This window comes from Blattabacterium cuenoti, from assembly GCF_014251275.1.
Classification (GTDB): domain Bacteria; phylum Bacteroidota; class Bacteroidia; order Flavobacteriales; family Blattabacteriaceae; genus Blattabacterium; species Blattabacterium cuenoti_AG.
Map to the genome: position 1 here is coordinate 55798 of NZ_CP059183.1, position 19625 is coordinate 75422.

The following is a 19625-nucleotide window of genomic DNA, read 5'->3' on the forward strand; positions in this document are numbered from 1 at the left end:
GATTTTTATTCTATTTAATTTTTTTCAAATTATTCTTTTTTTTTGTTAATTCTCCAATTTTACTAGAAACATTAAATGATGTAATCATATTATTTAACATATCTGTAGCAGATCCTGGACTGTTTGGAATTAATATTAAATTAGTGTTTCCACTCTCTCCCATAGATTGTAAAGTATCATAATGTTGTGTAACAACAATTAATGCAGATGCTTCTTGAGAATTAATTCCAACATTATTTAATACTTCTACAGATTCTAAAATACCTCTAGCAATTTCTCTTCTTTGATCAGCTGTTCCTTTCCCCTGTAATTTTTTACTTTCAGCCTCTGCTTTAGCTTTTGCTACTATTTTTATTCTTTCAGCTTCTGCTTTATATTCAGCTGCTACTTTTTCTCTTTCAGCAGTATTAATACGATTCATAGCTAATTTAACTTGTTCATCTGGATCTAAATCAGTAACTAATGCTTTTATTATAGAATATCCATATTCTAACATTGCTTCTTTTAATTCACTTCTAACTACAAGAGCTATATGATCTTTTCTTTCAAAAAGATCATCTAATCTCATTTTTGGAACTTCAGCTCTAACTACATCAAAAATATAAGAATTTATTTGAGTATTAGGATTATCTAACTTATAAAAAGCATCATATACTTTTTCTTCAAGAACTTTAAATTGAACAGAAATTTTAACTTTTACAAAAACATTATCTTTTGTTTTTGTATCTACTAAAACATCTAATTGTTGTATTTTTAAAGTTAGTTTACCTACTACATTATCCAAAAATGGAATTTTAAAATTTAGACCTGCATAACGAATACTATGAAATTTTCCCATTCTTTCTACAATAGCTGATGATTCTTGATTAACTATTAAAATAAAACTGGAAAGTAGAGAAAAAATTAAAAGAAATAATATACAATAAAACAATAAACTAAACATACTCATATTGAAAATAATTTAATTTTTATAAAAACCCTAATTCTAAACGAGCTTCCTCACTCATAAATTCTCTACTCCAAGGAGGATCAAAAGTTAAGATAACTTTTACATCCTTTATCCCTTCTATAGAAGATACTTTTTCTTTTACTTCCATAGGTAAACTTTCTATTACTGGACAATTTGGAGTAGTTAAAGTCATTGTTATTTTTACTTTATTTTTTTCATAAATTTTAATATCATAAATAAGTCCAAGTTCATAAATATCTACTGGAATTTCAGGATCATAAATATTTTTTATAGCGTAAATAATGGATTCCTCCATATTACTACTACTACTATTACACATACTATTAATATTATATTTAGTATTTTTATACATTTTTATTCTTTAACAAATATCCATTTTTATCAAAAAAATTAATAGGATAACCTAATTTTTTTATTGAGGGTAACACTTCACTTGATTTTCCTATAATTATAATTCTTCCTTTTTTTAAATTAAAGAATTTTTTGCATGTCTTATAAACATCATCTACAGTTACATTTTTTATTTTTTCTAAATATTTTTTATAGAATCCATATGGTAAATTGTTTCTTAATTCAGATATAAATAAATCACTAATCCTTTCAGGATCTTCTAAATCTAAAATAAATTGACCAGTAATTTCTTTTTTCTTGATATTTAATTCATCTAAAGAAACTTTTTCACTTGTTATTTTATCTAATTCTTTTATAATAGTTTTAATAGCATCTCCTGTTACATTGTTTCTAACTTGAGTATAAATTGAAAAATATCCTACATATTTATCCGATTTTAAAACTGAATATGCTCCATAAGTATATGCTTTATTTTCTCTTAAATTTAAAAATAAACGACTTTGTGCCCCACCTCCTAATATTCCATTAGCAAGGACTGATGGAATATACATAGGATCATCCTTTTTTAAGGATACAGCACCTCCAAAACATATAGTAGACTGAGTAAGTGTAGGTATATCTACAAAATCTATTTCTATTTTTTCAGATTTAGATTTATAAATTTCATTTGATAATGAAAAATTTTTATCTAATTTTTCATCAAATTTTTTTTCATTAACTGATTTATTTTTCCATTTTACAAAATAAGTATTACATAAATACTCTACTTCTTTTTTATTAACATCTCCGACAAAATAAAGATAAAATTTATTTGGATTAAAATATTTTTTATACAATTCTCTTAAATCAGATAATTTAATATTTTTTATAGTTTCATAATTTTCATATTCTCCATAAGGATGATTCCTTCCAAAGAATAAAATATTTCTAACTTTTTTAAAAATAGAATTTGGATCTTTTTCATAAATATCAATATCTGTTATTCTTTGTTTTACAATTTTTTCTAATTCTTTTTTATTATCAAACTTACAATTCATAGCAACATCTGCCATAATAGATATTGATTTTTTTAAATACTTTTTCATAGTAGAAATGGATATTCCATAAAAAGAAGTATTAAAATTAACACCCATATAATCTATTATATTGTCCAATTCTTCTTTATTATAATTTTCAGTTCCTGATCTCAGCATCTGACCAAAAATTTTCTGTATTCCTGCTTTATCTCCTTCTAAAAAAGGATCAATATCTAAATCAATACCAGCTATAACTATAGGTAGTTTATGATTTTCTACTATTATAACTTTTAAACCATTTTTAATTTCAAAAATAGTAGGATCACTTATATTTAATTTTACCTCTCTATTTAAAGATTTAGGTGGAATATCTATTTTTTTAGAAAACATAACTTGAAAAAAAATTATGAAAATAAAAATAATGTATTTAACTATATTAATAAAATTATTTTTAATATTATGGAACATTATATAAACGTACTCTGTTGTTTTTATTTAAATACTTATTTGCTACTCTTTTAATATCTTCTGTTGAAATTTTATAATATCTGTTTATATCTGTATTTATTAAATTAGTTTCTTTATGATATAAACTATAATGTAAAAGATTTGAAGCAATTCCATTCATTGAATAATTATCAGAAATAAATTTTTTTTCAAAAAAATTTTTATGTTTCTTTAATTCATATTGAGTAACTCCTTTTTTCTTTAAAATTTCTATTTCTTTATCTATTGTCTTAACTAATTCATTTAAAGAAACACCAGAATTAACAATTCCATATATTATAAAAATACCATAATCTTCCATAGAATCTAGAAAAGATCCTGCATAAGATGCAATTTGTTTAGTGTTTACTACATTTTTTATTATTCTAGAACTTTCTCCAGAAGAAAGTATATGATCAATCATTTTCATAATATAAGAATCTTTATCCGTTATTTTAGGAATTCTATATGACAAAAATAAACCTGGGACTTTTGCATTTTTATCTTTATGAGTAAAAAATATTTCTTTTTTAATTGGATCTTCTACAATGTTATTTTTAATAATTTTATTATTATGTTTTATAGGTTCAATAGAGAAATATTTTTTTACTAATTCTCTAGCTTCATTAATTTCAAAATCTCCTGTAATAACTAATATAGCATTACTAGGAACATAATAAGTTTCATAAAATTCTTTATAATCTTTTTCTGTAGCAGAATCTAAATCTTTCTCTAAACCAATAATTGGATATCTATATGGATGTTTTTTAAATAACAAAGAAGGAATTATTTCTGTCATAGCTATTACATATGGTTGATTTTCTCCTCTTGTTTTTTTTTCTTCTTTTATTACTTTTCTTTGAATTTCTATACTTTCTCTATCTATTTTTGCATAAAACATCCTTTCAGATTCTAACCACAACGCCAATGGTAATTTATCTGATGGTAAGACCTCGTAATAACAAGTTTCATCATGGTTAGTATAAGCATTATTATGTCCTCCATTAGAAGCTATATACTTAAAAAACTCACCTTTTTTTACATTTTTTGTTCCTTCAAACATAAGATGTTCAAAAAAATGAGCAAATCCAGTTTTACCAACACTTTCATCTTTACTCCCAACATGGTATAACACTGATACACTAACCAATGGATTAGTATTATCTTTATGCATTATTACATGTAGCCCATTTTTTAACTTTTCTTCTAAAAAATCAATTTTATACAAGTTTTTGGAGTTTAAATAATTAAATGTAATAGTAATCAAGACAAAGAATATAAATGTTATTTTATTCATTTTTATTCATTCATTTAATTCATTTCATTCATTATAAATATAAATATTTTTAAATATAATAATAATATACAAAAAATATATTTTTGGAAAATTACAAACTTTTTTTATAAAAAATGAATTTTTTTTATTTTATTTTGTTTTGTTTGCATAGATAATTTATGAGTTTTTATTTATTATTTTAAATGATTATGAAAAAAATTTTATTTCTTTTTCTTATTATCGTACCTAATTTATTTTATACAATAAAATCCAAAGATATAATAGGAGATGCTACTAATGGAAAAAAATTATTTAAAGAAAATTGTACAGCATGTCACTCAATAGAATTAGAAAAAACTATGATAGGGCCAGCTTTAAGTGGAATTACAGATAAAAGAGATAGAATATGGTTACATAAATGGATAAAAAACAATAAATTATTAAGAAATAGTGGAGATAAAGATGCTATATCTATTTACAAAGAATATAGAAATATAGAAATGAATTCTTTTCCAAAATTATCTGAACAAGATATAGATGATATACTTTTTTTTATAAAAAATCCAATACAAATACAAAAAAATATTAATAATAATAAAAATGAAATAATAAATGAAAATGATGAGGAAAAAAATTTTTTAATTAGATTCGTTATTTTTTGCATTAGTATTTCTTTAATTATTACTACATGGATTTTATATAGAATTCAAATATTAATAAAACTTATTAACAAAGAAAAAAAAACTTTCATTTTTTCAAAAATGGATTTTTTAATAAAAATATTACATGAAAAATTTTTCGGTAATAAAAAGAAAAGATGGTACATTTTCTCATGTTTTTTAGGTTTTTTTATTTTATTTAACTTATATGAATTATGGATATTTATGATAAAAATAGATGTAAATAAAGGATATGAACCTGAACAACCAATTTATTTTTCCCATAAAATTCATTCTGGAATTAACAAAATAGATTGTCAATATTGTCATTCTTCCGCAAAATATGGAAAAATTTCGGGAATTCCTTCTACTAATGTTTGTATGAATTGTCACATTACTATAGATAAATATCAGGGAGATTATATAGAAAAAGGAAAAAATAGAGATTATTATAATAAAGAAATACAAAAAATTTATTATTCAATTGGATGGGATCCAGAAAATAGGGTATATTCTAAAAAAAATTATCCTATTAAGTGGATTCGTATTCACAATATGCCTGATTTTGTTTACTTTGATCATTCTCAACACATAATAACTGGTAAAGAACAAATAAAAAAATCAAAAAATGTAAATATTGTTTGTAATGCGTGTCATGGAGAAGTAGAAAAAATGGATAAAATAAGAATGTCTAATGATTTTACTATGGAATGGTGTGTTACTTGTCATAAAAATACAGAAATAGACAAAAACAATCAGTATTATAAAAATTACTTTTTAAATTTTTGCAAAAATAAAGAAAAAAAAACAACAGTTGATATGATAGGTGGAAAAGAATGTGCTAAATGCCATTATTGATATTAATATTATTAAAATGAAAGTATAAAATTGTTTAAAAAACTATTTTTATGGATATGGAGTTATTAAATAAAAAAGAAAAAATAATAAATTCAATAAAAAATGTTCTTAATGTAAAAAGTACTAGAAGAGATTTTATAAAATGGATGGGGTATAGTACTGCATCCGTTACTTTAGCAGCTTGTAAAGGCCCTGTTATAAAATCTATACCTTATGTTACAAAACCAGATGACATAACATTAGGAATTCCTACTTATTATGCAACTACAATGATAGATTCTTTTGATATGAGTTGTGTTTTAGTAAAAACAAGAGAAGGAAGACCTATAAAAATAGAACCTAATTTAAATTCAAAGTATTTTAATACTACATCAGCAAGAATACAATCTTCTATATTATCTCTTTATGATGAAGAAAGATTAAAAGATCCTTATTTAAAAGGAAAAAAAAGTAATTGGAAAGAAATAGATAGTTATATAATTAGATATTTAAAAAATATAAAACAAGAAAAAAAAGATATCATTTTTTTATCTCACTCAAATACAAGTTACTCTACAAATAAACTAATAAAAAAATTCAAAAAAACATATCCTAACACAAAATGGATAACTTACGATGCAATATCTTATTCAAAGTTTTTAGAATCATCAGAAAAAATTTTTGGAATTAGAGGTATCCCATCATTTGATTTAAATGAAATTGAATTAATAATATCATTCGATTCTGATTTTTTAGGAGATTGGAGCCCAGAAAATATGGGAAAAAATTATGTAAAAAACAAAAATCCAAAAGAAACAATGATAAAACATATTCAAATAGAAAGTAATATGACAATTACTGGGGCAAATGCAGATGTTAGGATATCAAAAAAACCTTCAGAAATAAAAAAAATGTTAATTGAAGTTTATAATAACTTATTTTTTAACATTAAATCTGAAGATAAATATGTTAATACTATAGTAAAATTAATTAATAAAAAAAAATCAAAAAGTGTAATTTTTTCAGATGGAGATCAAGAATCTTATGATATATCTTTTTTAATTAATAAAAAAATTAAAAGTAAATCTATAAACAAAAAAAATTACATTTTTTTAAAAAATAGTAATGATAATGAGTTTGAAATGTTTATTAACAAACTTAACACAAATAATGTAGGGGCTTTATTTTTTTGTAATGTCGATCCAATGTATAGTCTTCCTGTTAGAATACTAGATAAAATAAAAAAAAATATAAAAAAAATTCCAATAAAAGTTTCATTTACTATTAGTAAAAATGAAACAAGTCAATTATCAGACATTATAATTCCTGTTCCACATTGGCTAGAATCCTGGGGGGATACACATCCTTTATCTAACTATTATACATTAATTCAACCTACTATAAATCCTATTTTTAATACAAGACAATTACAAGATTCTTTAATGACTTGGATAAATGTAAAAGAAAATAATTATTACGAATTTTTAAAAAAAATATGGGAAAAATATATAATTCCTAAATCAAATGTATCATCTTTTAATGAAGCATTATTTTATGGTTTTGTAGAAAAAAATAACAAAAATGAAAATATAAAAAAAAATACAAAATTATATCCCATATACAAAAAAAACTATATAAATAATAAAGTAAAAAAAGAAAAATATCTTTCTTTTGAATTAAGATTATATACAAAAATAAGTATGGGAGACGGTAGTCAATATAACAATCCATGGTTGCAAGAACTACCAGATCCTATTACTAGAACTACATGGGATAATTATTTGACAATGTCTTTTTTAGATGCAGAAAAAACTGGAATTAAAAATTGGAATTCTATTAATGGATCTTTGAAGGGTAATTGTGTAAATTTGATAAAAAATAAAAAATTAATTATTAAGGATTTACCAGTATTTATACAACCTGGCCAAGCATTAGGATCTATTGGATTAGCTTTTGGATATGGACAAAGAATAGGTAAATTATGTAATGGAAAAAATGCATATAAACTATACGAAAATTTTAAAATTGTACAAGAAAATATAGAAATACAAAAAACTACTAAAATACATAAATTTGCATGCATTCAACTACAAAATACTACATTAAAAAGAAATTTAACTAGAGAAACAGATATAAATACTTTTTTAAAAAAACCCAAATCTGTTTGGAATATAGAAGAAAATATTTACACTAATGATAATAAAAATAATGTAAAAAAAATTCCATTAGAACAAATTTCTATTTGGGAAAATTTAAAAAAAAAAAACAAAAAAGGACATCATTTTAATTTATCTATAGACTTAAATTCTTGTATTGGTTGTGGATCTTGTGTAATTGCATGCCATTCTGAAAACAATGTACCTGTTGTAGGAAAAGAAGAAATAATTAATTCTAGAGATATGCATTGGATACGTGTAGACAGATATTATTTTACAAACGAAAAAAAAATAAAAAATAATATCAAAAAAGAAAAAAATTATTTTTATAATCCAAAAGTTTCTTTTCAGCCTGTAATGTGTCAACATTGTGAATATGCACCTTGTGAAACGGTATGTCCAGTAGGTGCTACTACTCATGGGGAACAAGGTCAAAATATGATGACTTATAATCGTTGTGTAGGAACTAGATATTGTGCTAATAACTGTCCTTATAAAGTCAGACGTTTTAATTGGTTCAATTATGTAAACAATAAAAAATTTGATTTCAATATGAACAATTCATTAGGAAGAATGATACTGAATCCAGATGTAGTTGTAAGAAGTAGAGGTGTTATGGAAAAATGTTCTTTATGTATACAAAGAACACAATATGCAATTGGAATTGCTAAAAAAGAAAATAGAACAGTAAAAGATAAAGAATTTAATACAGCTTGCAGTATATCTTGTCCTACAAGTGCTATTACCTTTGGAGATGTAAATGATAAAGAAAGTACTATAAATAAAAAAATAAAAAATACTAGATCTTATAAACTTCTAGATTTTCTAGGTGTTCATCCTAATGTCTCCTATCTATTAAAGATAAGAAATGATAGTAAAAATAATGATGAAAAATGAAATGAAAAATAAATGTGAATATACTATAAGAGATTCCCTAATTTTAGGGGGGGTAAAAACTGTAAAAGATATAACTAATGACATATTAAAACCAATAGAAAATAAAGCTGGTAAATTATGGTGGATTTCTTTAGTAATATCTATTTTAGCATTTTTTTGGGGTTTAGTATGTATTTTATATACTATTGGAACTGGTATTGGAGTATGGGGTTTAAATAAAACAATTAATTGGGCATGGGATATTACTAATTTTGTTTGGTGGGTTGGAATAGGACATGCTGGAACTTTAATTTCTGCTGTATTGTTATTATTCCGTCAAAAATGGCGTTTGTCAATTAACCGTTCAGCAGAAGCAATGACTATTTTTGCAGTGATACAAGCTGGACTATATCCTATTATTCACATGGGAAGACCTTGGAATGCATATTGGGTATTACCCATTCCAAATCAGTTTGGATCTTTATGGCCAAATTTTAATTCTCCTTTATTATGGGATGTATTTGCAATTAGTACTTATTTTTCCGTATCAACTGTATTTTGGTATATGGGATTAATTCCAGATTTTGCCATGATACGAGATAAAGTAAAAAATACATTTAAAAAAAAAATTTATAACATATTAAGTTTTGGATGGAGTGGAAGTGCAAAAGAATGGAAAAGATTTGAAGAAATTTCATTAGTTTTAGCTGGATTATGTACTCCTTTAGTCTTTTCTGTACATACAATAGTTTCATTTGATTTTTCAACTTCTGTAATAAAAGGATGGCATAGTACAATTTTCCCTCCTTATTTCGTCGCAGGAGCTATATTTTCAGGTTTTGCTATGGTCCAAACATTATTAGGAGTAGCTAGAAAAGTCCTATCATTGGAAAACTATATTACTAGAAATCATGTTGAATATATGAATTTAATTATTTTATTTACTGGTGGAATAGTAGCTATAGCTTATATATCTGAATATATTCTAGCATGGTATTCTGATAATGAGTTCGAAAGGTTTATTTATTTTTCAAAGAATGCTTCAATAGGGCCATTTTGGTGGGCATTTTGGGCATTAATTATATGTAATGTTATTATTCCACAATTTTTATGGTTTAAGTATATAAGAAGAAGTTTTTTTTGGTCTTATGTAATAGCAATAATAATAAATATTGGAATGTGGTTTGAAAGATTTGATATTATTGTTTTAAATCTTAGTAGAGATTATTTACCTTCATCTTGGACAGGTTTTATCCCTTCATTTGTAGATGTTGGAATTTTTATAGGAACAATTGGCTTATTTTTTATTTTGTATTTACTCTATATTAGAGTATTCCCAGTTATTTCACAATCAGAATTAAAAACTATATTAAAAGATGAATTGAAAAAATAAATGTTAGTTTTTATGGAAAGATTAGAATTGCAAATAATGTATGATAATGAAAAAAATCTTATTGAAAGTATTAAAAATTTACATAAAAGAAGAAACAATATTATTATGCGTAACATATATTCTCCTTATCCAATACATAATATTGATAAAATTATAAAATTAAAAGAAACAAATTTGTCTTTCTTGTCTTTTTTATATGGAACATTAGGTTTTATTCTGTCAACTACATTAATATGGTATATAATGATTTTAGATTGGCCACAAAATATTGGAGGAAAACCATCATATTCATGGGTTAAAAATTTTCCATCTTTCATTCCTGTTATATTTGAATTTACAATATTTTTTTCTGCACATATTATGTGTATAACTTATTTAATTCAATGTAAATTATTTCCAGGATCTAAAGCCAAAAATCCAGATCCAAGAACTACTGATAATATGTTCATGGTAAAAATTTATGTAGAAAATATAAATATAAAAGAATTAAAAATTTTTCTTAAAAAAGAAGGTGCAATAAAAATAAATGTGATAAATAGATAATATAATTATGAAAAATTTTAATAGGTTTACAAAAATAATATTTACAATTGTTATTGTAATAATAATACTTTATTGTAATTTATTACGTAGAAAAAAAATAATACATACCACACCTAATATAGTATATATGCCAGATATGTATTATTCATATGCATATGAACCATATTCTGATCCTTATTTTCACGAAGAAAATAAAAAAATTAAAATTCCTATTTTTTTAAAGGGGAATACTTCTTCTTTATTTCCAGTAAAAAATACTATTCCAAGAATAGGAAATTTTTATGAAAAAATTTCCTATACAATATCTGAAAAAGGTTTTAATTATTCTAAAAAAATTAAAAATTCTCCTATAATTAGGACAAAAAAATTAATTAAAGAAGGTAAAAATATATATAAAATAAATTGTTCTATATGTCATGGAGATACCGGAAATGGTAAAGGTATATTAGTAAAAAAAGAAAAAATACTAGGTGTTCCAGATTATAAAGATAGAGAACTTTCTATTGGTAGTGTATATTATGTTGTTACACATGGAAAAAATAATATGAATTCTTATTCTTCCCAATTAAATAAAATTGATAGATGGAAAGTATCAGAATATGTAATGTATTTAAAAAATAAATAAAAATGTATAAATTTTCTTATAGGGAAAAAAATAATTTACTATTTATAATAATTACCGGAATAATATTTATTTTATTTCATAGTTTATATAATTTTAATAATAAAGAAAATATTTGTATAAAATTATATATATCTGCTTTTTATTTTACATCAATTTCTATAGGTGCTTTAGTTTTTTTGTGTATTCAGCACATATCAAAATCAGGATGGTCTGTTGTAATACATCCAATTATTGAAAAAATATCTTTTTTTATACCTTATGGATTTTCAATTATTTTACTTGTATTGATGTTAAATATTATGGGTTTTATTAATATGTTTTCTTGGATGAAAGATAATAATAATCTTTCTGAAAATAAAAAATTTTTACTAAATATTCCTTTTTTTTTAATTAGAAGTCTTATTTACATTTTAGGATTTATTTTATTCTACTTTAAAATAAAAAAAGCATCTAAAATATTAAATAAAAATATAAATAAAATTAATAATATTAAAAATTATAAAAATTTATATCGTATTTCAGTTTATTTTATTATATTTTTTTCTATTATATCTACATTAATGTCATGGGATTGGATAATGTCTATAAATCCAAATTGGATAAGTACTATATTTGGATGGTATATATTAAGTAGTTTTTTAACAATTGGAATAGGAACAATATTAATAGTTTCAATTTATTTAAAGAAAAAAGGAGTACTTCCATTATTCAATGATAATCACTTACATGATTTAAGTAAATATTTATTCTCTAGTAATTTATTATGGACATATTTTTGGTTTTGTCAATTTCTATTGTATTGGTATAGTAATATTCCAGAAGAAGTATATTATTTCATAAAAAGAGAAAAGTTTTATAATTATATTCATATAATAATTCTTATTCCAAATTTTTTAATACCTTTTTTTCTATTAATGAGTAAAAAAAATAAAACAAATTCAAAAATTGTATTATTAGTATCTATAATTACACTTATAGGTCATTATGCAGATATTTATAATTTAATATATCCAGAAATAAGTAATAATATTAAATTTAATATATTAGATATAGGAATAATATTAACAATAGGTGGAATATTTATTTATATTTTATTATATAAATTAAGTTTAAACAATATAAAATTTATGGATAAAGGAAATCCATTTTTTACTGAAAGTGTAAAATATAAAAATCCTCATATATAAAATTTTTTATTTTTTATCTTTTACAAAATTCATTATAGATTTATTAGTACCAAAAAGTGTTAAAATATCACCTTTTTGTAAAGTAGTATCTCCAGTAACTAGTCCTATTACCTTTCTTGTATCATTATGTTTATTAGACATAGGATTTTTTAAATCTCTTATAACAGTAATTAAGGAAACTGAATATTGTTGTGTTAATTTTAAACTTTTTACTGTTTTCCCATTAAAAGATACAGGAGAAAAAACTTCTGCTATAGAATATTTTCTGTCTATTTTAAAATAATCTAATGCATAGTTGAAAGATATTTGTTTTGTTAATCTAAATGCTGCATCTTTTTCTGGATGTATAACATCTATAATTCCCATAGCTTCTAATATAGTGTCATGTATTTTAGATAGAGATCTACTTACAATTCTAAGATTTTTATATTTTTTTAGTATTGCAGTAGTTACTATTGACGCTCCTTCATTTTCTCCTATAGCAACAATACCTAGATTAGCTTGTTTTATAGGTAAAACTTTGTAAGCTGATTCATTATTTGCATCCATACATACTACATTTGCTATATGATCTTTTAGTAAATCTACTTTTTCCATTTTTTGATCTACTCCAAAAACTTCATGCCCATTATCTGTTAAATTAAGTGCTAAAGATCTTCCAAAATTTCCTAATCCAATAATTATAATCTTCATAAGATAATTATATATTTATTTTTATGTTATAAGAATATTTCCTTTAGGAAATTTATAATAATAATTATAATTAATTTTATTTCTTTTTGACAAACTAATCATTACATTAAAAATTCCTATTCTACCTAATAACATTAATAAAATTAAAATTAATTTGCTCCCAATTGATAAATTTTTAGTAACTCCTAAAGATAATCCTGAAGTAGAAAATGCCGAAAACACTTCAAAAAAAATTGATAATATGTTTTCTTTTGGATCTAGAAAAAGAATAAATAAAATACCAATATAAATTGTAATTAAAGATAAAATAATAATTGAAAAAGCTAATTGTATATAATATGAAGATATTTCTCTTTTTTGTATTTCTAGTCTATTTTTACCTTTAATTAAAGAAATAACATTCATTATTGCCAAAGCAAATGTACTTGTTTTTATTCCTCCACCTGTAGAAGATGGAGATGCTCCTATCCACATTAAAAATATAGTAAAAACTATAGTAGTTGAAGTAATTTTATCCATATTTAATACATTAAAACCTGCTGTTCTAGGAGTAGCTGATGAAAAGAATGATACAGTTAGTTTTCCAATAACAGTAGGATGTTCTAAAAGAGTGGTATTATACTCACTTATATAATAAAAAATAGTTCCAAAAACTAGTAAAAGAATAGTAGTGTATACTACTATTCTTGTATTTAAAGTAACTATATGTACTGGTGATCTAATATTTTCATCTTTAAAAAATTTGTAAAAATACTTTTTCAATGTTAACCATATATATGTAAAAAAATTAAACAAAATATTAAAACCAATTCCCCCTAATATTAATAAAATAGAAATAATAGTTTGTAATAAATAGTTAAATCTAACTGGTAAAGAATATAAACCCTTACTAAGAGTTGAAAATCCGCTATTACAAAAAGCAGAGATTGAATGAAAAATTGAAAAAAATATTGGACTATCAAATCCTACTATATCATGTTTTATGTTCTTTATGGATAAATAAATTAATATTGTACCTATAAATTCTACAAAAAGAGTAAATAATACTACTTTTACTGCAAAATTTAATACATTATTAGTAGTTTTTATATTTAAAAAATTACTAATAAATACTGCTTCTTTAAAGGAAAAGCCATCTTGAAAAAAATAATTTAGAAATGAAGTAATGGTTAAAATACCTAAACCTCCTAATTCTATTAATATTAATAGAATAACTTTTCCTAAATGTGTAAAATCCTTGGCTGTATCTAAAACAATTAGCCCAGTGACACAAACTGCACTTGTAGAAGTAAATAATGCATCTATAAATGATATTTTATTTACAGTTGATGCTGGTAACATTAATAAAATAGCACCTAGTAAAGATAAAAAGAAAAAACTTATAACAAATATTATGATTGGATTATTCATATTAATATAAATTATTCTCATAAAATATGCAATACGAATTAATGAATATAAAATTAAGCTAACAAATAAAAATATTTTATAATCAACAAAATATTTATTAAAAATAAAATTTTTCAAAAAATAAAAAATAATAGGAGTAATTAATATTGCAAGAGAAAAAAAAGTCATAGACTTATAATTTTCTTCTATTCTTTTGTCAAAGAAAACAAAAAAATGTAATATACTTGTAAAAATACCAATACTTATTAGAAATTCTACATTAAAAACACTGTTAATTGAATTTTCCCATCCTAGATAAATTATGATATAAAAAAAAATTATGAAAGTTGTAATATCTAAAATATTTTTGAATTTAATTTCTTTCATATACATTTAAATTTTTCTTAATACAAAGTATTTTTAGTTAATTCATTTATAAATAAAATGGAAAAAATTTTTCAATTTTGTTAAATTTTTTTTCATTAAATTTTATATAAGAAATTAAAGACATATTTTTTGCCGAAGGATAAGTATTAGGAATGAAGTTTTTTTTATTTTTAATAAATTCTTTATTAAAAGAATTAAAAGAAAAAAAATCTACATTTCCTATGTATATATTTTTTTCTTCATTTTTTTCTTTTTTAGGAAAAATATCATTAATGTTTTTTAAACAAATTGGAGATAATCTATTTTTATATTTATCAAACATAGAAGTATAAAAAAAATCAGATTTAGCATGGATCATTGGATGTATATATCCATTTTTTACATTAATAGATTGAATAATAACTGTTAAAGAATCTACAGATAATAAAGGTATTCCTAAAGAAATACAAAAACCTTTTGCAGCATTTACTCCTACTCTTAAAGAAGAATAAGATCCTGGCCCTTTACTCACACAAATAGATTGTAAATCTGTAAGATTTATTTTAGAAATTTTTATAGCATTTTCTATAAAAATATGTAATTTTTCTATATGTAAATATTGTTTCGAATACTCTTCTAAAGAAACTAAACATTTTCCACTATTAGATATGCTTACTGAACAATTTTTGGTTGAGGTTTCTAAATTTAATATTAATGACATATAAAAAATTTTTGAAATTATAAATAAAATAGTAAATAAAAATATATGAAAGTAAAAAAAGTAATAAAACATATTGTACTATGGTTAAAAGAGTATATAAAAAAATATAAATTAAATGGATTTGTTATAGGAATTTCTGGTGGTATTGATTCATCTGTAAGTTCTTGTTTAACTGCAATGACAAATTATCCAACATTAGTGTTAGATATTATTTTTTCAAAAAAAATAAATCTTTTATCAGAAAAACATGCAAAATTTTTACTTTCTAAATTTAGAAATGTTTTTTTTATTAAAAAAAATATAAAAACGGTACTTGATACCTTTTGTGATTGTGTATATGTATCTTCAAATAAAAACAATATAAAAAATTACAATAAAAAAAAATTTTTAGCATTAGCTAATATAAAATCTAGATTAATAATGTTAACTTTATATTATTATGCAAATATAAATAATTATTTAGTAGTTGGAACAGGAAATAAAATAGAAGATTTTGGAGTAGGATTTTTTACAAAATATGGAGATGGAGGAGTAGATTTATTACCAATTGCAGATTTAAATAAATCTGAAATTGGTCTATTAGCAAAAGAATTAAACATTATAAATGATATTCAAAATGCAAAACCAACTGATGGATTATGGGATGATAGACGTTCAGATGAAGATCAATTAGGAGCTACTTATGAAGAATTAGAATGGGCTATGAAATATTCAAATGAAAATTATTATGATAATTCAAATTTATCAAAATTATCAAAAAACAAATTAAATATATTAAAAATATACAAAAAATTAAATAATAAAAATTATCATAAGTTTGTGCAAATACCAGTTTGTAAAATTCCGCATAACATTTTAAAATAATAAGTGTAAAAAAATTTATCGTTTAGGGTATAAATACCTATAGCCTATAATATAATACTATATCCCTAGACCTATAAAATGTAGTAAAACTTCCGTATAAGTCCGTACAATCCGTATCAGTCCGTATAAGCAATAGCTATAATTATGAATAATAAAAATTTACATAAAACATTATAATATAGGCAAAAAAAATGTTTTTATAAGATATATTTAATTGATTAAATAAAAAATTATTTCCTAAACCTTAAACTTTCAATAAGTATTTTGAAAATAAATATAAATATAACTATATTTTATTTTAACAAAAAAAAAAGTAAAAATGCATAATTAAGAAAAAAACTTTTATTAATGATAAACAATAAAATAAACAATATAATAAGTATAATAAAAAATAATATTAAGATATATAATTCTTTGACTAATAGAAAAGAATTATTCATTTCTATACATAAAGATTATATTGGAATATATGTATGTGGCCCAACTGTATATAATCATTTACATATAGGTAATATAAGAACTTTCATATTTTTTGATGTTGTTTTTAGATATTTTAAACATTTAGGATATAAAGTAAGATATGTTAGAAATATTACTGATGTAGGGCATTTAGAAAGAAATGTAAATAAAAATAAATTAGAAGAAGACAAAATACTAAAAAGATCCAGAATTGAAGGATTGGAACCAATGGAAATAGTACAAAAATATACTATATCGTTTCATAATATTTTAAGAATATTAAATGTACTTCCACCTAATATAGAACCATATGCAACCGGTCATATAATAGAACAAATAGAAGTAATAAAAAAATTAATTTCCAAAAAACTAGCATATGTAACAAATGGATCTGTTTATTTTGATGTAAAAAAATATATGAAATATTACTCTTATGGAATTCTTAGTAAGAATAAACTTGATAAACTTTTAAAAAAAAAATCTCCTTTTATAAAAGAAAAAAAATATTATAGTGATTTTTGTCTTTGGAAAAAATCTAATACAAATCATATTATGAATTGGCAATCTCCATGGAGTATTGGATATCCAGGTTGGCATATAGAATGTACTACAATGAGTATAAAATATTTAGGAAATATTTTTGATATACATGGTGGAGGGATAGATTTAAAATTTCCACATCATGAATGTGAAATTGCTCAATCTACTGGTATATGTAATGATGAAAATAATTTTGCTCGTTATTGGATCCATGTTAATATGTTAACTATAAATGGAAAAAAAATGAGCAAATCTGATACAAATAAACTAATTTTGCAAGATTTAATTGAAAAATATAATATATCTTCAAATGTTTTCAGATTTTTTGTTTTAAAATTTCATTACAGAAATATTCTAAATTTTTCTATTGAAAATCTTATTAATTCAAAAAAAAGTTATAATAAACTATATAGATCTATAGAAAAATTAGATGAATTTAATGTAAGTAAAATAAATAATAATAAAAGTCCATTTGATGTATTTGACTGGATTTATAATTGTTATAATGCAATAAACGATGATTTTAATACTCCTTTATTAATTTCTTATTTATTCAAAATAACTCATATTACTAATTCTAATTTTATAATGGATAAATTAAGTGAAATACACTTATTTTTTTTAAAAAAATATATGAAATATTTTATTTTTGATATTTTAGGATTTGATAAAAAAAATATAAATGAAGTAGATAGTTATAAAAAATTTGAAATACTTGTTAGAAATTTAATAAGTTTTCGTAATGAAATGAGAGTACAAAAAAATTGGATAATTTCAGATAGAATTAGAGATGAATTAAATTACATAGAAATACCTGTAAATGATAAAAAAAATTAATCAAATAATCATAATCAAAGCTTGACTAATATCTTCGATTAAATCTTCTACATTTTCTATTCCAACTGATAATCTAATAAGAGAACTTTGTATCCCAGATTTTATTCTAATATCAAATGGTATTGATTTATGTGTCATAGTTGATGGATTACAAATTAAACTTTTTGTTCCACCTAAACTTTCCGCTAATTTAAATAATTTAGTAGAAGTAACAACTTTTCTTGCCATTTCTTCTGTATCTTTTATAAGACTAAAAGAAATAATACTTCCAAAATATTTTTGTTGTTTTAATGCTATATCATGATTTTTATGGTAATATAATCCAGGATAATAAATTTTATCTATACCTAATTTTCTTTTTTTATCATTTAAATAATTAGAAATTTTAAATGCATTTTTAGATTGTTTTTTTACTCTTAAATACAAAGTTTGTATTCCTCTTATAGTTAACCATGAATCAAAAGGGGATAGGACCCCACCAGTAGAATTTTGAATATATTTTAATTCTTCATATATATTTTGATCTTTAACTATAACCAATCCAGATAGTACATCTGAATGTCCAGATAAATATTTAGTTGCACTATGTATTACTATATCTGCACCTAGTTTAATTGGATTTTGAATTACAGGAGATGCAAATGTATTATCAACAACTATCAAAATATTTTTATTTATCTTTTTAGATCTTTTACTGATTTCTTTTATATCAGATATTTTTAATGTAGGATTTGTAGGAGTTTCTAACCAAATTAATTTAGTTTTTTTAGTAATATTAGTTATTGCATTATTTGATTCAGTAGTATCTATAAACTTAGTAATAATTCCAAATTTATTATATAATTTCATAGTTCTAAATGTTCCTCCATAAATATCGTCTACTGCTATTATTTCTTCTTTACTTTTTAATAATTTTAAAACTGCATCAATCGCTGCTAATCCAGATGAAAATGCAATACCAGAAAATCCATATTCCATTTTTGAAATTAGTTGTTCCAATATTTTTCTTGTAGGATTATTTGTTCTAGTATAATCAAATCCTTTATGAACTCCTGGAGATTTTTGAACATAAGTTGATGTCTGATATATTGGAGTAGAAATTGCTCCAGTAAGTGGATCAGATAAAATATTCTGAATTATTTTTGTTTCTTCCTTCATTTTCATCATTTTGTAAAATATTGTACTCGTACATTAATATTAATGCAAAGAACAACTACATTAAAATGCAAAATTACTATTTTCCTAATAAAAAAAAAATGAAAAAAATTATATATATTTCATTAATTTTAATTATAATTATAATTATAATGTAAATTATAATTTTTTAGTTAAAAAAATTAAACATAAAACATTTAAATTAAAACTATTATTATTATAACTA

General features: G+C 22.1%; 16 protein-coding genes. 8 read left to right on the plus strand and 8 right to left on the minus strand.

Annotated elements, in window-relative coordinates:
• Positions 1 to 10: 10 nt before the first annotated feature.
• The 4 genes from H0H76_RS00245 to H0H76_RS00260 all read right to left on the minus strand — a co-directional run bounded on the left by H0H76_RS00245 (position 11) and on the right by H0H76_RS00260 (position 4120).
• Positions 11 to 949 (minus strand): SPFH domain-containing protein, encoded by a 939-nt coding sequence (locus H0H76_RS00245; protein ID WP_185855553.1) that lies wholly within the window; start codon positions 947 to 949, stop codon positions 11 to 13.
• Between the two features lie 19 nt (positions 950 to 968).
• A complete protein-coding gene (locus tag H0H76_RS00250; protein ID WP_185855766.1) occupies positions 969 to 1289 on the minus strand; it encodes an SUF system Fe-S cluster assembly protein in 321 nt (106 codons plus the stop codon).
• Positions 1290 to 1314: 25 nt separating this feature from the next.
• Positions 1315 to 2727 (minus strand): M16 family metallopeptidase, encoded by a 1413-nt coding sequence (locus H0H76_RS00255; protein ID WP_185855554.1) that lies wholly within the window; start codon positions 2725 to 2727, stop codon positions 1315 to 1317.
• A 67-nt stretch (positions 2728 to 2794) separates the two neighbouring features.
• Complete coding sequence (locus tag H0H76_RS00260) at positions 2795 to 4120, minus strand: M16 family metallopeptidase (protein ID WP_185855555.1); 1326 nt, start codon at positions 4118 to 4120, stop codon at positions 2795 to 2797.
• Between the two features lie 188 nt (positions 4121 to 4308).
• Between H0H76_RS00260 and H0H76_RS00265 the strand changes: the two genes are divergently transcribed.
• The 6 genes from H0H76_RS00265 to H0H76_RS00290 are packed head-to-tail and all read left to right on the plus strand — an operon-like array spanning position 4309 to position 12375.
• Complete coding sequence (locus H0H76_RS00265; protein WP_238783886.1) at positions 4309 to 5616, plus strand: c-type cytochrome; 1308 nt, start codon at positions 4309 to 4311, stop codon at positions 5614 to 5616.
• Between the two features lie 56 nt (positions 5617 to 5672).
• On the plus strand, positions 5673 to 8648 hold the full coding sequence (locus tag H0H76_RS00270; protein WP_185855767.1) for a 4Fe-4S dicluster domain-containing protein: 2976 nt from the start codon (positions 5673 to 5675) through the stop codon (positions 8646 to 8648).
• 1 nt (position 8649) lies between these two features.
• Positions 8650 to 10020 carry an NrfD/PsrC family molybdoenzyme membrane anchor subunit gene (nrfD, locus tag H0H76_RS00275; RefSeq protein ID WP_185855768.1) on the plus strand — a complete coding sequence of 457 codons (1371 nt, stop codon included), beginning with the start codon at positions 8650 to 8652 and terminating at the stop codon, positions 10018 to 10020.
• Positions 10021 to 10563 (plus strand): DUF3341 domain-containing protein, encoded by a 543-nt coding sequence (locus H0H76_RS00280; protein WP_238783888.1) that lies wholly within the window; start codon positions 10021 to 10023, stop codon positions 10561 to 10563.
• Between the two features lie 7 nt (positions 10564 to 10570).
• Positions 10571 to 11188 carry a c-type cytochrome gene (locus H0H76_RS00285; RefSeq protein WP_185855557.1) on the plus strand — a complete coding sequence of 206 codons (618 nt, stop codon included), beginning with the start codon at positions 10571 to 10573 and terminating at the stop codon, positions 11186 to 11188.
• Positions 11189 to 11190: 2 nt separating this feature from the next.
• Complete coding sequence (locus tag H0H76_RS00290) at positions 11191 to 12375, plus strand: hypothetical protein (RefSeq protein ID WP_185855558.1); 1185 nt, start codon at positions 11191 to 11193, stop codon at positions 12373 to 12375.
• A 6-nt stretch (positions 12376 to 12381) separates the two neighbouring features.
• Here H0H76_RS00290 and H0H76_RS00295 read toward each other — a convergent pair whose 3' ends face one another.
• The 3 genes from H0H76_RS00295 to tsaB are packed head-to-tail and all read right to left on the minus strand — an operon-like array spanning position 12382 to position 15544.
• Complete coding sequence (locus H0H76_RS00295; protein WP_185855559.1) at positions 12382 to 13068, minus strand: potassium channel family protein; 687 nt, start codon at positions 13066 to 13068, stop codon at positions 12382 to 12384.
• 21 nt (positions 13069 to 13089) lie between these two features.
• Positions 13090 to 14844, minus strand: a complete 1755-nt coding sequence (locus tag H0H76_RS00300; RefSeq protein WP_185855560.1) for a TrkH family potassium uptake protein — start codon at positions 14842 to 14844, stop codon at positions 13090 to 13092.
• Between the two features lie 46 nt (positions 14845 to 14890).
• Entirely contained in the window at positions 14891 to 15544 is a 654-nt protein-coding gene (gene tsaB / locus H0H76_RS00305; RefSeq protein WP_185855561.1) for a tRNA (adenosine(37)-N6)-threonylcarbamoyltransferase complex dimerization subunit type 1 TsaB, read from the minus strand.
• A gap of 45 nt (positions 15545 to 15589) precedes the next feature.
• On the opposite strand from tsaB, the gene nadE reads away from it, so the two are divergent.
• On the plus strand, positions 15590 to 16408 hold the full coding sequence (gene nadE / locus H0H76_RS00310; RefSeq protein ID WP_185855562.1) for an NAD(+) synthase: 819 nt from the start codon (positions 15590 to 15592) through the stop codon (positions 16406 to 16408).
• A gap of 348 nt (positions 16409 to 16756) precedes the next feature.
• Positions 16757 to 18244, plus strand: coding sequence for a cysteine--tRNA ligase (gene cysS, locus H0H76_RS00315; protein WP_185855563.1), 1488 nt, complete (start codon positions 16757 to 16759; stop codon positions 18242 to 18244).
• Here the strand turns inward: cysS and H0H76_RS00320 are convergent, their stop codons facing one another.
• A complete protein-coding gene (locus tag H0H76_RS00320; protein ID WP_185855564.1) occupies positions 18245 to 19402 on the minus strand; it encodes a trans-sulfuration enzyme family protein in 1158 nt (385 codons plus the stop codon).
• Positions 19403 to 19625 lie beyond the last annotated feature (223 nt).

Coding starts and splice junctions, on each gene's coding strand:
- H0H76_RS00250 (WP_185855766.1), bottom strand. CDS start 1,289: ATGTGTAATAGTAGTAGTAGTAATATGGAGGAATCCATTATTTACGCT.
- H0H76_RS00300 (WP_185855560.1), bottom strand. CDS start 14,844: ATGAAAGAAATTAAATTCAAAAATATTTTAGATATTACAACTTTCATA.
- H0H76_RS00320 (WP_185855564.1), bottom strand. CDS start 19,402: ATGAAGGAAGAAACAAAAATAATTCAGAATATTTTATCTGATCCACTT.
- tsaB (WP_185855561.1), bottom strand. CDS start 15,544: ATGTCATTAATATTAAATTTAGAAACCTCAACCAAAAATTGTTCAGTA.
- H0H76_RS00280 (WP_238783888.1), top strand. CDS start 10,021: ATGTTAGTTTTTATGGAAAGATTAGAATTGCAAATAATGTATGATAAT.
- nadE (WP_185855562.1), top strand. CDS start 15,590: ATGAAAGTAAAAAAAGTAATAAAACATATTGTACTATGGTTAAAAGAG.
- H0H76_RS00255 (WP_185855554.1), bottom strand. CDS start 2,727: ATGTTTTCTAAAAAAATAGATATTCCACCTAAATCTTTAAATAGAGAG.
- H0H76_RS00245 (WP_185855553.1), bottom strand. CDS start 949: ATGAGTATGTTTAGTTTATTGTTTTATTGTATATTATTTCTTTTAATT.
- H0H76_RS00265 (WP_238783886.1), top strand. CDS start 4,309: ATGAAAAAAATTTTATTTCTTTTTCTTATTATCGTACCTAATTTATTT.
- H0H76_RS00260 (WP_185855555.1), bottom strand. CDS start 4,120: ATGAATAAAATAACATTTATATTCTTTGTCTTGATTACTATTACATTT.
- H0H76_RS00285 (WP_185855557.1), top strand. CDS start 10,571: ATGAAAAATTTTAATAGGTTTACAAAAATAATATTTACAATTGTTATT.
- cysS (WP_185855563.1), top strand. CDS start 16,757: ATGATAAACAATAAAATAAACAATATAATAAGTATAATAAAAAATAAT.
- H0H76_RS00270 (WP_185855767.1), top strand. CDS start 5,673: ATGGAGTTATTAAATAAAAAAGAAAAAATAATAAATTCAATAAAAAAT.
- nrfD (WP_185855768.1), top strand. CDS start 8,650: ATGAAAAATAAATGTGAATATACTATAAGAGATTCCCTAATTTTAGGG.
- H0H76_RS00290 (WP_185855558.1), top strand. CDS start 11,191: ATGTATAAATTTTCTTATAGGGAAAAAAATAATTTACTATTTATAATA.
- H0H76_RS00295 (WP_185855559.1), bottom strand. CDS start 13,068: ATGAAGATTATAATTATTGGATTAGGAAATTTTGGAAGATCTTTAGCA.